This window comes from Thermobrachium celere DSM 8682 (assembly GCF_000430995.1).
Classification (GTDB): domain Bacteria; phylum Bacillota; class Clostridia; order Clostridiales; family Caloramatoraceae; genus Thermobrachium; species Thermobrachium celere.
Window position 1 is genome coordinate 1488211 of record NZ_HF952018.1, and the last position, 15033, is coordinate 1503243.

Here is a 15033-nt window from a genome sequence, read left to right on the forward strand (position 1 = left end):
AAACTTGTTCAAAATAATGTATTAAGAAATTCAGAAATATAATATAATTAATCTATACATGGATTTGTAATAATTATTAATTTAAATTGCATTCATAATTTTTTAAGTTAAGTTGTAAATGATATGGATGTCATTTATAATTGTGCTAATACTAACTGTTATAAAATTATATTGTTTTAAAGGAAAATAATATAATTTATAGAATTATTATCTTTAGTTAATGTTTATAGGGGGATTTTCATGAAAGTAAATAAAAAAAATATATATAAATTATATTTCATTTCTTTTATTCTTGTTTGTATAAGTTTATATATGATTGTAAAAACAGATATTAGCTATGATAATTCAACTGAAAATGGTACAGGAGTTATTTTAGGAATATTCTTGGTAATTTTTTTATTTTTGTTCTTAAATCTTTTATTTATGTATATTTTTAAGTTTTTACTAAAAAATAAAATTGAAATAGATATTAATTTGTTTTTTATTCAAAAAAATGAATTTGTTTCAAATACATTAAGGATTCTTGCTTATATATTAATATTTCTTATTTTTTACATCTTTAGTTACATAATAAAATCTAATTTTTTTATATACTTATTTGTATATTTTTCCAATGTTTTTTATATTAGTATTGTAATAATTTTATTTTTAAATATAAAGAATCAATCCTAGTAAAGTTATCTACCTTACTAGGATTTTTTTTATGTCAATTTAAAAAAATTGAAGATAATTAATTTTTGACGCTTTCTTTTTTAACACCCCAATTACTTTTATCATTCTTATAAATAATCAATACAGTTGTTCCTTTCATTCCTTTAACTATATACCCAACAGCATTTTCCTTATGTTCAACACCTAATGGATCTATATAATACAATGTAATTGAGTCTTCTTGTTTGTTATTAATAATATGTTCATATTTATCTTTAGGGTTTATAACTCCTATTTCAACAACTTCTTTACTTGAAGTGTATGTGAGTTTAACATTATAAATCTGTTCATCCGAATCATTTTTAATAACTAATACAGCATTTTTATTAACCACTGATTCGCATCCTGCAATCACTGTAGAAACAATGACAATAAATAATATTACAAAATATCTCTTAATAACATTCATATTTATTTCTCCCTAAAGCCAAAGTGATACCAATTCCAAAGAATATATATTCTTCTATATAAGGCTCCGCCCCTTAAAATAATTATGTTCATCTCAATTTAAAAGTATTTGTGATAAGGATACCAGTAAAAATTAAGAATCATATTTTATTAAATAAAGTAAAAAATTCTCTACATCTAATATATATAACTTAAAATTAAAGTAATAATCTTTTTCATTGCTATTTTTATTTACAAATAAATAATATCCATTTTTTACATTTGGTATCGGGCTATAGCTTGAGTTTTTAAGTGAATTTGCTAGTTCAATATCGTGAGTAAGTTGTTTATCAATAATACTATATATCTCTTTATTTATGGGTAATCTATTCCATTTATAATTATTTATATTGTCACTCAATATAAAATCAAAATCTTCTTTTTTTAGTTGATATACATAATAATCTATCCCATCACCATGAAAACTTGGTGAAGATTCAGCTTTAAAAATAGGTTTTTTATTGTATAAATTAATGTGAGTTTCTTTGTATATAATTATATTGTTAAAATAATTAAGCAAAGGTTTAAATTGCAATATCAGCAATACAATTATTGATATTATTGATAAAATAATTATTTTAGTTATTTTTCTATTAATAGTAACACCTTCTTTTTATTAATATTTGTTTATTTTTACCTATTTTAATTCCTATGTATTTATTAATAAATTTTTCTTAACTACCAATTGTATGTTTATTTCAAGCTTTCAAGTCACTTTAATTCGTTTAAAAATTAAACATATCTTAAAAGACATTCACATTTTAATAAAATCTAATTCTGCAATAATCTAATAAAATTACACTAATTTTAAGTTAATATCTAATTCATTTTCTGTATTTCCTTTTATTACCATTATATACTATAAGCATAAATTATATCAATAACAAATTTTTTAATTATTTACAAAATACATATTAAGTCCAATAAAACTATTTTAACTATTTTCTATTTAACCTTCTCCTTTATAGGTAAAAGCAAATCTATTTGAATGCTACTATCATCAGGTGAGCCCATATATTTATTTATATAGTTCAAATGCTCTTCTAAACAACTTGGTATTGCTGTTTTATCTAATTCATACTTTTCATTATTTGTAGTCCATTCATATAACTTTGACCATTTTCAAAAATTACCTATGTAAATCATATTACAATCTTATGTGAATTTTTTATTCCTTTATATACTTCTTCTTAAGATTGCCTAAGCCTTTCAAGGCCTTTACAATATTAGAGTGTTCTAGTATTCCTCCAGGCCTTGCACCATTTGCAAAGAACCTTGCTCCAAACTCTTCTGTTGCAATTGAAAGTCCAATAGCTTTTCTTGCCATCTGAATAGGTGAATATCCATCAAAACCACCAAATCCAAGACCTACTGCATGAAATACTTCCTCTTTTTGTAGGATAACTTCGCCAATGTCAGTTACATACCTATATTTTTAATCCATTTAAATCTCCATTCTATTTGGCATAAGAGGCCAAAACTCAATTATTTCACCTTTTTTATTTCTAATTATTTGTGCATGGGCATTACCCCATAAAAGTAAGGTTCTATAATAAATGTTTGGTCATAGCCCCATCATATTTTTTTACAAAAAAATATGCACCTGTTTTAGATGCCTGGTAAAATAAATTATACACACACAATTTGAAAGGAGGCATCCAACAAGTGCACAATAATTGCATCACAAACAACTACCCTTTATCTTTTGTAAATGTCAATATATTTTTGCACAAAAAGTGGAATATATTTATGTACAAAAATTGTACTATGATGATGTATTGGAAGAACTGTTAAAATATTTCATTTTAGATTTTAATCTGTATGAAGGACCTTTTATAGATATAACATGTGAATGATGTAATAATCTATCCAATATTGCATTAGCAATTGTTGCTGAACCAAATACTTCTCCCCAACTTGAAAAAGGCATGTTAGTTGTAATAATGGTTGAGTGTTTTTCATATCGTTTAGATATTAGTTGAAAAAATATATTGGCTGTATCTATATCAATAGGTAAATATCCAACTTCATCAATTTATTAAAACTTTATATTTTGAAAAATGCTTCAATCTTGCTTCTAAACGGTTTTCAGCTAACGCTTTTTTAAGTTGAGCCATTAGTTCTTGAAAATGAATGAAATAAGTTGAATACCTGTGTTTGGCACATTCAATTCCTAAAGAAGTAGCAAGATGCGTTCTTACCAACTACCAGGTGTTCCTACAAACAAAATATTTTCATTATNGTTGCTGAACCAAATACTTCTCCCCAACTTGAAAAAGGCATGTTAGTTGTAATAATGGTTGAGTGTTTTTCATATCGTTTAGATATTAGTTGAAAAAATATATTGGCTGTATCTATATCAATAGGTAAATATCCAACTTCATCAATTATTAAAACTTTATATTTTGAAAAATGCTTCAATCTTGCTTCTAAACGGTTTTCAGCTAACGCTTTTTTAAGTTGAGCCATTAGTTCTTGAAAATGAATGAAATAAGTTGAATACCTGTGTTTGGCACATTCAATTCCTAAAGAAGTAGCAAGATGCGTCTTACCAACACCAGGTGTTCCTACAAACAAAATATTTTCATTATTTTCAACAAATCTTAGACTTTTCAAGTCCAAGATTTGTTGTTTGTTTATACTTGGTTGAAATTCAAATTCAAAATCATCAATCTCTTTAAGAAATGGAAAGTTAGCTGTTTTTACACAAGCAAGAATGGCTTTTTCTTGCTTTGATTTTAGCTCTAAATTGCTAAGTTCATAAAGAGCATCAATAACACTTTTTTCACCAGAATTAATTAAATTCAGATAAGTATCTATGTTGTTTTTTATATTTATTAGACCAAGTTCATCTAAATTATTAAGTAGCTTTATATAATTATTCATTGAACCACCTTTCCTATAATAAATTATCTAAACGGTTTAAGTTTTCATTACAAATTTGATCTAAATCTTCTGCATTTTTTATAGTATTCTTCATTATTGATTTGTAGTGTTCAGGAAGATAATTCAGTTTTTTATTATTTAATGTATGTACACAAATCAAATCTGTGTTAAAATATATCTGTAACTCATTATTAACAGCTTTAATGGTTACATTTTTATTTATGTATTTTTCAGGGACGGAGTATCTATTTCCCTTGTAATATATCATGGAATCTTTGTATACTTTTACTTTCTGCTCAAAGTTTAAGTAACTTTCTATGATATTGGTACAAGGTAGAGGGGATAGATACTCCTTTTCCTTTTGAAATAAAGCTAATGGCGGTATACCGGTAGTTTGACTAACAGATTGATTAACCTTTTTATTAATTTCATTTATTATATTTTTTAATTCTTCTATATCTTTAAACTCACCATCATATGGAATTATCCAGTCAATAAATTTATTTGATGATTCTACTTTACCCTTGGTAAATGAATGTCTTGGTTTACATAAAAGAATTTTGAAACCAAAATCATCAGCAAATGCCTTCATTTTATTATTTACCTTTCTCCTGCCATTTTCTATATCAACTACAGTCTTCATGTTATCAAAGAGTATCGACTTTGGAACACCTCCTATTGTTTTAAATGCATTAATTAAGCATTCAAACAGATCTTGTTGAGTCTTAGTTTCTCTTAATTCAAAGTAACAATACCTTGAAAAACCAAGTTTAAAGTTAAAAACATTGATAATATATTCTTCCCCATATTTTGAAGTTAGCTTAATCTCCTCCTTCCAATCTACTTGAGCTTGCTCTCCTTCGGGTGTTTCAAATCTTGGATGAGCCATTATTTTTTTGGTTGGTTTTAATCCTTTTCTTTTAACATATTTATTAAAATTTGAATATGTGCCTATATCATAACCTTTGCTAACAAAGAATTCATAAACTGCTTTAACAGTAGTTCCTTTAATTGCAAGCTTCGCTTTTATTTCATCGTAATACTTGTCCAATTTACTTGTTTTATTTTTAGTTTTTGGTTTTCCCTCATACCCTTCAAAATATTTCTTTACAGTTCTTCTATCCATCCCATATTCTCTTGCAAGTTCTGAATAATTAGGCTTTAGTTCCATAGCTTTTAATATATTTAATTGAGCTATTATATTCATCATATTTGGTATCCCTCCCATTAAGAAGGATACCAAATACTTGTACAATTTTGTACATTTTTATTTTCCACTTTTCGTACATTTTGATTTTATCATTTACATCTTTTTGCTATGTATATTTTTAGGGTACTCTCCATCATCCGATCTATTCATTTAAATCCTTCTTAAATAAGAAAGACAGTCATTCTAATCAAATACCCGCCCCAACTATTAACAAAGAACCTCAAAAAGCAAAAAAGCCCTGATTTCTCAAGGCTTCTATCTACTGTATCAAAATCATAGTTCAAATATGTCTTTAGACGATGTTTTTGATACAATATAGATTTTACTTTTGTAAATTTTTACCCAATATCATTATCAAATCATTATTCTATTTATTTTCTCACAATCAAATTATTTTCTCAATTTTGCCAAATGTGATAAAGTCCTATCTAGTCAATTAATTTTAGTTTCTTACTTTCAACCGAAAAAATGTGATTTTTCCTTGGCAAATACAGTCATTATTCAGGTTTTACTTTCATTTCTACAATTGGATAATCAATATTTTAAGATTTACTCTCTTCTATATACGTATTAGATATAGCTCGAGTGACAATAGTAAATACCCTGCCATCCTTAGTTTTACCTTTGAATATATAATGAGGAATTACATATTTTTGTTCATAACCATCTGGATCACTCCATAGAACTAATTCCCAACTCTCTATAGTTCCCTCTTCATCACTATTACTTAAATTATATATTAATGCCTTACCTTTCTTAATATTTTCAACTGCTTCATCTATAGATATTAATGGATAGTTACCTACTTCCTCTATTTCTCTCCATATAGAACTATAACCAATTATCTCTCCATTATCTCCAAACCAAACAGAAATTTTTGGTCCTATACCAGTATATTTAATTCCATCAACAGGTTTGCTTTCAAACATTACTTCTACCTTAGCAACTGATTGTGTTTCATTACCTTGTTTATCAACAGTACCAATTCTATAACCCTTATTTACTCCTTTAAGTACAATATTGGGTTTTGAAAAACCATATTTATTTAAAAAGTCACTAGCTAATTTTACATATTCCTCATCTTTTAAAATATTTTTAATTGGTTTAGGCTCTACATCTCCTCGCATTTGTTTTGTAAAATATCTCTCAGACCCTGTAATTTTATCAACTATTAAATCACCTGTTTCTCCTCTTACTCTAATAATTTTTTTATCTTCGGTAAGTTTTCCTTCGATTCCTAACTTATTTGCCTTTTCTTTGATTTGATTAATATCTATTTTAGGAGCCTTCACTTTATATACTTTACACTTTTGAGGAATATTGTTTTTATCAATGCCAATGTTAAGTTTATTAAAATTCCCACCTGAACCTGTTATACCTAAGGGATTGACTTTGATTTTAACTAGTTTATCATCATTCAAGCTGCCATTACATCCAGATATGAATCCAGTAAGGATAATAATTAAAATACACCTCATTAAATTATACTTTTTCATTGTATTCCTCCTCTCTCTTTACCATATGTCTGCCTCATATTTAGAATAAGCAGATGGATTATTTGAGTATGAAACCATGTCACTTGCAACACTACCAAATCCCCACAAATGATCATTCCATGTTGATGTTGCTCTAAATATCCTTATAGAATTCTTATTTACTGCACTTTGAGTATCCCAAGCATAATTATCCTATGAAAATTTCATTTCTTATTATGTGTACACACACTTATGAAAACTTATTTAGTTAATTATATATATATATATCCAGTCAATAATAGTTTTTCTATATTTTACTACGTTATTCTGCATGTGGTAAATAAAAACATTATCTTAATGTTAATCTACCAACAACTTATTCATAATTCCATTTAATATAATTTGGCTCCATATAATAAAGGGACATTTAAAAATTCTTTATCTATAATATCCATTTAATTCATTAACCGGTATTACTATCCCTTATATAAAAAAGAGATTCTATAATAAATGTTTGAGTGGTAAAAAGCCCCATTTTTTATTTAAATACAAAAAAGCACTTTATTCAGATGCTAGCTATTTCTTTGGATGATGATTTTGATATAATGGTTCATTTTATAGAATTGTAAAAGGACAGATATTCTAATAGAATACCCGCCCCAACTATTTACAAAGAGCCGATATTAATAGCTGTTCTTACCTTTTACCCTTGTTTCTTAATACAGTATTAATCAAACAAATAATACTTAAAGTAGCTATTGTAAAAATAGTTGACCAAAATAAAGCTGTAAGTATAAAATTTAATAATAAATCTTTTTTATCTAAGTATTCAAAATACATTTTATAAACTAGAAACTTATTTATTGTTGGCCCATCAAAAGGAATATATTGAAGTCGTAACTTTGGTATAAATATAAGTAAGTAAATTACCTCCATTAGTATTCCTAATATCGCATATACTTTTATTCTCATATAAACCCTCTCAACTTTATTTTATATTTTCATCTTCTAAAGCATTAACAAAACCAGTAGCATCAATATCGTTAAAATTATCCACAATTTTAATTTTCATATTCTGCACGCATCTAATACTATAATTCTTAAGTATGTGCACACACTTGTTTGCTATTTACTGTATTTTCTATTTTACCTCTATATACCAATTATATCAATAATAAATTTCCAACTAATTACTATATAATTCTACATATGTTTAACTTAATAAATCCATTTATACTTTTCAAAACACAATAAATCACCCACAAAGCCAGCTACATCTTTAGCCAACCTTGTGGTTGTTAATAACCACGCTATATATCCCATTCCACTTCCATTCCATCCTTAAACACAAAAGATATTTTCCCTTCCCTTTTTACAACCACCCTATCAACTACTCCTATCCAAAGTTCCTCATCAAACTCTGTAACTAAACCTTCTCTTGATTCAAGTTCCTTAATAAACTCTAAAATTTTCTCCTTCTTTGCAGTTTGCTCTAATCGTTTCTCCTCTATCCTTTCAAGTTCCTCTTTAAAACTTTCATGCCTTTCAACTGGTGCATCATATTTTTCGTTATAATCTTCTTGGTTTAAAGCTTTATGAGCATTTTCCTCTACACATTTTCTAATTATTTCAGTAACTATTTCTAATTCGCTTTGTAGCTTAACACTTTCCATATCAAGCTTTGTAGTATCTGTTAAGGATTGTATGATATCTTCATATCCTTTTAAAATTTCTTCCTTATTATTAATCAAGCTATTGAATACTTCAACGAAAGCCTTCTTTATTTTATCCTCATAAAGATGTGGTGTGGTGCACTTTTTATCATTCTTAAACTTAGAGTTACACTGCCATATAACTCTTCTATATTTACTATTAGAATGCCAAACCTTTCTGCCATAAAAACTTCCACATTCGCCACATACAATCTTTCCTGAAAAGCAGCTACCTCCTGTTTTATATCCCTTTACTTCTTTTCTCTTTTTTATCTCAGTCTGAACTAAATCAAATAATTCAGGTGGTATAATTGGAGGATGGCTATTTTCAACATAATACTGTGGAACTTCTCCTTCGTTTTTCTTTCTTTTCTTAGTTAGAAAATCTAGTGTTAAAGTCTTTTGAAGAATTGCATCACCTTTGTATTTTTCGTTTTGAAGAATACTTAAAACTGTGCTTGGTGTCATTTATTTTTACCTGCTGGTGTTGAAATATTATTCTCTGTTAAATATTCAGCTATACTTAATGGCGTTTTGCCTTCTAAAAAAATTTTATATATCATTCTTACAATCTTTGCTTCTTCCTCAACAATCTTTAAAACTCCATCTTCTCCTTTTTCATATCCTAAAAAATGCTTGTATGGAAGGCTCACCTTTCTATCTGCAAATCTTTTTCTTTGTCCCCATGTTACATTTTCACTTATTGACCTTGATTCTTCTTGTGCTAAAGAACTCATTATTGTTTTTAAAACTTCTTCCATGATATCTAAAGTATAAATGTTTCCATTTTAGTTACTCTATTTTAATTAATTCCTCTCGCCTCCAAGCAAATTAAAACTACAAAACAAAAAAGCCCTGATTTCTCAAGGCTTCATACACATTGTATCAAAATCATAGTTCAATATGGTGGAGGCGAGGGGAATCGAACCCCTGTCCGAAGGAGTAGCCATCCAGGCATCTCCGAGCGCAGTCAGTGTTTTGACATTCCCTCCATCTGACTCCCACTGACAGGATTCAGACTTCAGTAGCTTCATAGATGCCGACCTATCGCAAAGCTTAGATAGGCCCGTTCCCCACTAGTCGACGCCCTATCTCAGGCCGTGGGCCTCCCGAGTAGGACGGCTACCTGTTATTAGGCAGCTAGAGCTAGATTATCGTTTGCGTTTATTTTTACTCCCAGTTTTTTTACGAGGTACCGGGGTCCTCGGCTCGCTTCCTGAACCACTACCTCCCCCGTCGAAATCCTAGACGCCCCCATGTTAGTAGCGGTACTTTTCTTTAAAATGTTTTTCAATTTCCCTCATTGCATCTCTCTTTGCAATGTCTTCTCTCTTATCATACAGCTTCTTACCTTTTGCAAGTGCAAGCTGCATTTTAACTAATCCTCTTTTTTGATATAGTGATAGTGGAATAAGTGTATATCCCTTTTGTGATACTAAACCAGCAAGTCTTCTAATTTCACTTTTATGCATTAAGAGCCTTCTTGGTCTTAGTGGATCTTTATTAAATATGTTTCCCTTTTCATATGGGCTTATATGGAGATTGTATACATAAAGCTCTCCATTTTTAACTTCTGCATAGCTATCTTTCAAATTAGCTTTTCCTAGCTTTACTGATTTTACTTCTGTACCTACAAGCTCAATTCCTGCTTCATAAGTTTCTTCAATGAAATAATCGTGTCTTGCTTTTCTATTCTCTGCTAATGTCTTAATTTGATCCTTCATCTCTATCACCACAGCTTATGCGTTATATATGATACATCATAATACCTTTAATGTCAATATATCATATATTACTAAAAAAGTAAAGTCAACCTATAAATAATTATCATATCATAAGACTTGCCAACTAAAATATAGTTGGCAAATCTAAAAATGGCTTAAAAATTCTCTTAATCTTTCACTCTTTGGAGATGTAAAAATATCATCAGGACTTCCCTCTTCAACAATTTTTCCACCATCCATAAATATTATTCTATCTCCAACTTCCTTTGCAAAATTCATTTCGTGAGTTACTATAACCATAGTCATTCCATCATATGCAAGCTCCTTCATTACCGTCAAGACTTCCTTTACCATTTCAGGATCAAGGGCTGATGTTGGTTCATCAAAGAGCATAACATCTGGCTCCATAGCAAGTGCTCTTGCTATTGCTACTCTCTGTTTTTGTCCACCAGATAACTTTGAAGGATAATAATTTGCCTTATCACCAAGTCCAACCCTTCTTAAAAGATCAAGGGCTGTTCTATTCGCCTCTTCAGTAGGCTTTTTCTTTAGCTTAATTGGTGAAATTGTAATGTTCTCAAGCACAGTCATATTAGGAAACAGGTTAAAGCTTTGAAACACCATCCCCATTTTCTGTCTTATCTTATTAATATCAACATCTTTGTCATTTATCTTTATTCCTTCAAATATAACATCTCCACTCTCAGGAACCTCTAGTAGATTTAAGCATCTTAAAAGTGTACTTTTACCTGAACCACTCGGACCTATTATTACAACCACTTCTCCCTTTTGGACCTTTAAATCAACATCTTTTAACACATGTAAATTTTTAAATCTTTTATTTAGCTTCTTAACCTCAATCACTTAACTTCAATCTCCTTTCTAAATTACCTAATAGTCTAGATAGAGAAGTAGTTAAAATAAAGTAAATAATAGCTGCTATAATAAGTGGCTCAAAGGGTCTAAATGTTACACCTCTTACAGTATCTGCATTGTACATAAGTTCATGTATACCAATGATTGAAACAATCGATGATTCTTTTATAACCACAATAAATTCATTTACAAGAGCAGGAAGTATATTTTTAAATGCTTGAGGATAAATTACATATCTCATTGCCATTTTATATGTCATTCCAAGGCTTCGTGCTGCCTCCATTTGTCCTTTATCTACTGACTGAATACCTGATCTTATGATCTCTGCAACATAGGCTGCACTGTTTAAGGATAGTGTAACAATACCAGATGCTATGTCTCCAAAGCTCCCACCAATTAAATTTGAAAAGTCAAGTCCATAGTAAATGATAAATAGTTGAACAAGGAGGGGGGTACCCCTCATAAATTCAATATAAGATGTGGATACTACTTTTAAGATTTTATTATTTGAAATCCTCATCAATGATAGAATTGTTCCAAAGATTATACCTAAAATAACAGAAAAGAAAGCTATGAACACTGTGAATTTTGTTCCCTGTATAAAAAAGCTATAGTATTTTGTTAAAAAATCAAAGTTCACTAGCCTACCTCCTTATTAATCTACAAGCTCATTTGCCTTAATTACAAACTCTTCTATCTTCTTTTCATCCATTAGCTTTTTCAAAGTTTTATTTATTTCATCTAAAAGTGCTCCTGAATTCTTTCTTACTGCAATTGCTGAACCTGCATCTTCATTTGGAAGCTTTATTTCTGATATTACTAAATCAGGATTTTTATTTACATTTGCCTGTGCAACTGGCTGTTCTATAATTGCTGCATCAATCTTTTTATCCTTTAGGCTTAAGAATATATCAGAAATTTTTCCAACTGACTTAATTTCTGAATTAGACATATACTTTTGTGCAAGTCCCTCTTGGATTGATCCCTTTTGAACTCCTACTTTTGCCCCCTTTAAATCCTCTAAAGTTTTGTACTTTTCCTTATCCTCTGCACGAATAACTACAGTTTGAACAGCATAGTAGTATACATCTGAAAAATCAACGCTCTTTTTTCTCTCCTCTGTTGGAGTCATGCCAGATACAATAAAATCAATCTTTCCTGCTTGAAGTGCAGCAAGGAGACCATCAAACTTCATGTCCTTTATTTCAAGTTCAACACCTAAATCCTCTGCAATCTTCTTTGCTATATCAATATCAAAACCAACTATTTCATCTTTACCATTAATAACCTTATGGAACTCATATGGTGGATAATCTGCACTTGTTCCTAAAACTATCTTTCCCGCCTTTTTTATCTTGCTTAGTTCATCTTGTTTTGCGTTTTTACCACAGCTTATTGTTGAAAGCATCAAAACTAAACAAACTAAAATTGCCATAATCTTTTTCATACTATTCTACCTCCATTAAAATATATTTTTTATTTCCCTTCTTAAGTATGTTGGAATACTCAATATATTCGTATATATCTTCCTCTATTTCCTCAGAAAAACTCTTAAGTTCTTCTAATTTTAAATCCTCTATCGCTCTATTTGTTTTTTCACAGTAAAGTACAATTCTTCCTACAATTTCATGTGCATCCCTAAAGGGAACTCCTTTTTTTACAAGATAATCAGCAACCTCAGTTGCATTTATATATCCTTTTTTTAGGGATTTTAGCATCTCCTCTTTATTAACCTTCATTGTATCTATAACCCCAGTCATAACATCAATACAAATATTTACTGTATCTATGGCATCAAAGAAACATTCCTTATCCTCCTGCATGTCCTTATTATAGGCAAGTGGCAGTGCTTTTAGAGTTGTAAGAATATTTATTAATCCTCCATACACCCTTCCTGTCTTTCCTCTTATAAGCTCAAGAGAATCTGGATTTTTCTTTTGGGGCATTAGACTACTTCCTGTCGAATATTCATCGCTTAATGTTACAAATTTAAATTGTGGTGTAGTCCAAATTATAATCTCTTCAGACAGCCTGCTTAAGTGCATCATAAGTATTGAAAAGGCTGATAAAATCTCTATAAGATAATCCCTGTCACTTACACTGTCTAAATAATTTTTAGTTATGCATCTAAATCCAAGCTCACTTGCTGTAAACTCTCTATCTATTTCATTTGTTGTTCCAGCAAGTGCACAGCTTCCAAGGGGACTTTCATCTAAAATATATAGTGCATTTAAAAGCCTTTTTTTGTCCCTTTTTAGCATTTCAACATATGCCATAAGATGATATCTAAAGGTTATAACCTGTGCAGGTTGAAGATGTGTAAATCCAGGCATTAAATATTCATTTTCCCTTCCCTTTTTTATTAAACATTCAATTAAATTATCAATTTTAAAAACCGTATTAAAAACCTCATCCTTTACAAACATCTTCATATCAACTGCCACCTGATCGTTTCTACTTCTTGATGTATGAAGCTTTTTTGCAGTCTCTCCTATTCTTTCTAAAAGATTTGCCTCTACAAAGGAATGTATGTCTTCATAATCTCCTTCTAGTTTTAAGCTCCCTTCTTCTATATCTTTTAAAATTCCTTCAAGTCCATTTATAATCTTGTCTACTTCTTCTGTGCTTAAAATATTAACCTTACCGAGCATTCTAACATGGGCAATACTCCCTTTAATATCCTGTTTATATAGTCTTTTATCTATATAAAAGGAACTATTGAATTTTTTCATAAGTTCATTTGTATCTTTGCTAAATCGTCCACCCCAAAGCTTCATAAATTCACTTCCTCTTTGTGCTTTTGCTTTAATGATTTAATCTTTACTGGTAGTCCAAATAGTTTTATAAAACCTTCTGCATCCTTGTGGTTGTAAAGCTCACTAAATCCAAAGGATGAAATCTCTTTGTCATATAGGGCATTATCTGTATATACACCATATGGAATAACATTTCCTTTAAACAATTTTAGTTTTACCTTTCCTGTTACATTCTTTTGAGTAGTATCTATAAAGGAGTCAAGGGCCTCTCTTAGTGTTGTAAACCATAGTCCGTTATACACGATTTCTGCATATTTATGCACTAATATTTCTTTGTAATGAAGAGTATCTTTATCTAAAACTGCATATTCAAGTTCTCTATGGGCTGCATATAAAATAGTTCCTGCTGGAGTTTCATATACTCCTCTTGACTTCATACCTACAAGTCTGTTTTCCAATATATCTACTACACCTATTCCATGCTCTCCACCAATCTTATTTAAATATTCAATAATCTCAACCAAGTCACATATTCCATCTACTGATTTTACTTCTCCCTTTTCAAATACAACCTCTATATAGTCTGGTTCATTTTTTGATTCTTCTAAAGGCTTTACTATTTGATATATTGAAGTTTTATGAGGATTTGAAATGTCCTCTAAATCTCCTCCTTCATGGCTTATATGCCAAAGATTTTTATCAACTGAATAAATCTTTTCCTTAGTTACTGGTACTTCTATTCCTTTTTCATTTGCATAATCTATTGCATCCTCTCTAGACTTTATATTCCATATTCTCCAAGGTGCAATAACTTTTATGTTTGGATTTAATGCATATATTGAAACCTCAAATCTTACTTGGTCATTCCCTTTTCCTGTACATCCATGGGCAATATATTCTGCTCCTTCCTTTTCAGCAATCTCAACAAGCTTTTTGGTTATAAGTGGTCTTGCAAAGGAAGTTCCCAAAAGATATTTTCCTTCATACATAGCCCTAGATTTAATTGCCTTTGATAAATATTCATAAGCAAATTCACGTCTTGCATCCTCTATATAAACCTTAAAAGCTCCTGACTTTAAGGCTTTTTGTCTTATGTAGTCAGTATCCTCACCCTGTCCTACATCAACATATACCGCGATAATCTCTAAGTCGAAATTTTCCTTAAGATAAGGAATAATTATTGATGTATCTAGCCCTCCAGAATAGGCTAAAACAACCTTATTCATCCTTTCACCC

Annotated in this window: 16 protein-coding genes, 1 other RNA gene and 1 pseudogene; all 18 read right to left on the minus strand. The window is 29.6% G+C overall.

Going from position 1 to position 15033, the window contains the following annotated elements; all coding sequences use genetic code 11:
- Nucleotides 1-730 precede the first annotated feature (730 nt).
- Nucleotides 731-1120 (minus strand): hypothetical protein, encoded by a 390-nt coding sequence (locus TCEL_RS07840; RefSeq protein WP_040683781.1) that lies wholly within the window; start codon nucleotides 1118-1120, stop codon nucleotides 731-733.
- Between the two features lie 132 nt (nucleotides 1121-1252).
- The gene (locus tag TCEL_RS07845; protein ID WP_040683782.1) at nucleotides 1253-1678 is read right to left on the minus strand and encodes a hypothetical protein; all 426 of its coding nucleotides are present in this window, start codon (nucleotides 1676-1678) and stop codon (nucleotides 1253-1255) included.
- A 648-nt stretch (nucleotides 1679-2326) separates the two neighbouring features.
- Nucleotides 2327-2578, minus strand: a pseudogene (locus TCEL_RS13190) (phage portal protein); the annotation flags it as partial.
- A 345-nt stretch (nucleotides 2579-2923) separates the two neighbouring features.
- Nucleotides 2924-3193, minus strand: a complete 270-nt coding sequence (locus TCEL_RS14390) for an ATP-binding protein (protein WP_084739331.1) — start codon at nucleotides 3191-3193, stop codon at nucleotides 2924-2926.
- Nucleotides 3189-3362: an ATP-binding protein gene (locus TCEL_RS14395; protein ID WP_018662916.1), complete on the minus strand. Its 174-nt coding sequence runs from the start codon at nucleotides 3360-3362 to the stop codon at nucleotides 3189-3191. Before TCEL_RS14395 ends, TCEL_RS14390 begins: the two co-directional genes overlap by 5 nt.
- 13 nt (nucleotides 3363-3375) lie before the next feature.
- A complete protein-coding gene (istB, locus tag TCEL_RS07860) occupies nucleotides 3376-4044 on the minus strand; it encodes an IS21-like element helper ATPase IstB (protein WP_018662918.1) in 669 nt (222 codons plus the stop codon).
- Nucleotides 4045-4057: 13 nt separating this feature from the next.
- Nucleotides 4058-5254, minus strand: coding sequence for an IS21 family transposase (istA, locus tag TCEL_RS07865; RefSeq protein ID WP_018662920.1), 1197 nt, complete (start codon nucleotides 5252-5254; stop codon nucleotides 4058-4060).
- A gap of 542 nt (nucleotides 5255-5796) precedes the next feature.
- Entirely contained in the window at nucleotides 5797-6750 is a 954-nt protein-coding gene (locus tag TCEL_RS07870) for a hypothetical protein (protein ID WP_018662922.1), read from the minus strand.
- A gap of 675 nt (nucleotides 6751-7425) precedes the next feature.
- A complete protein-coding gene (locus TCEL_RS07875; RefSeq protein WP_018662924.1) occupies nucleotides 7426-7701 on the minus strand; it encodes a hypothetical protein in 276 nt (91 codons plus the stop codon).
- A 338-nt stretch (nucleotides 7702-8039) separates the two neighbouring features.
- Nucleotides 8040-8909 (minus strand): recombinase family protein, encoded by an 870-nt coding sequence (locus TCEL_RS14105; protein WP_018662928.1) that lies wholly within the window; start codon nucleotides 8907-8909, stop codon nucleotides 8040-8042.
- The gene (locus tag TCEL_RS14225; protein ID WP_278199758.1) at nucleotides 8906-9178 is read right to left on the minus strand and encodes a recombinase family protein; all 273 of its coding nucleotides are present in this window, start codon (nucleotides 9176-9178) and stop codon (nucleotides 8906-8908) included. Before TCEL_RS14225 ends, TCEL_RS14105 begins: the two co-directional genes overlap by 4 nt.
- 167 nt (nucleotides 9179-9345) lie before the next feature.
- Nucleotides 9346-9697: a transfer-messenger RNA gene (ssrA, locus tag TCEL_RS13205) on the minus strand.
- 3 nt (nucleotides 9698-9700) lie between these two features.
- A complete protein-coding gene (gene smpB / locus TCEL_RS07885; RefSeq protein ID WP_479725389.1) occupies nucleotides 9701-10171 on the minus strand; it encodes an SsrA-binding protein SmpB in 471 nt (156 codons plus the stop codon).
- 138 nt (nucleotides 10172-10309) lie between these two features.
- Nucleotides 10310-11029: an amino acid ABC transporter ATP-binding protein gene (locus TCEL_RS07890; RefSeq protein WP_018662936.1), complete on the minus strand. Its 720-nt coding sequence runs from the start codon at nucleotides 11027-11029 to the stop codon at nucleotides 10310-10312.
- Nucleotides 11022-11681, minus strand: a complete 660-nt coding sequence (locus tag TCEL_RS07895; RefSeq protein ID WP_018662938.1) for an amino acid ABC transporter permease — start codon at nucleotides 11679-11681, stop codon at nucleotides 11022-11024. The genes TCEL_RS07890 and TCEL_RS07895 overlap by 8 nt, the downstream gene beginning before the upstream one ends.
- 15 nt (nucleotides 11682-11696) lie before the next feature.
- Nucleotides 11697-12488 carry an ABC transporter substrate-binding protein gene (locus TCEL_RS07900; protein WP_018662940.1) on the minus strand — a complete coding sequence of 264 codons (792 nt, stop codon included), beginning with the start codon at nucleotides 12486-12488 and terminating at the stop codon, nucleotides 11697-11699.
- Nucleotide 12489: 1 nt separating this feature from the next.
- On the minus strand, nucleotides 12490-13818 hold the full coding sequence (argH, locus tag TCEL_RS07905) for an argininosuccinate lyase (RefSeq protein WP_018662941.1): 1329 nt from the start codon (nucleotides 13816-13818) through the stop codon (nucleotides 12490-12492).
- The gene (locus tag TCEL_RS07910; RefSeq protein ID WP_018662943.1) at nucleotides 13815-15023 is read right to left on the minus strand and encodes an argininosuccinate synthase; all 1209 of its coding nucleotides are present in this window, start codon (nucleotides 15021-15023) and stop codon (nucleotides 13815-13817) included. Before TCEL_RS07910 ends, argH begins: the two co-directional genes overlap by 4 nt.
- Nucleotides 15024-15033 lie beyond the last annotated feature (10 nt).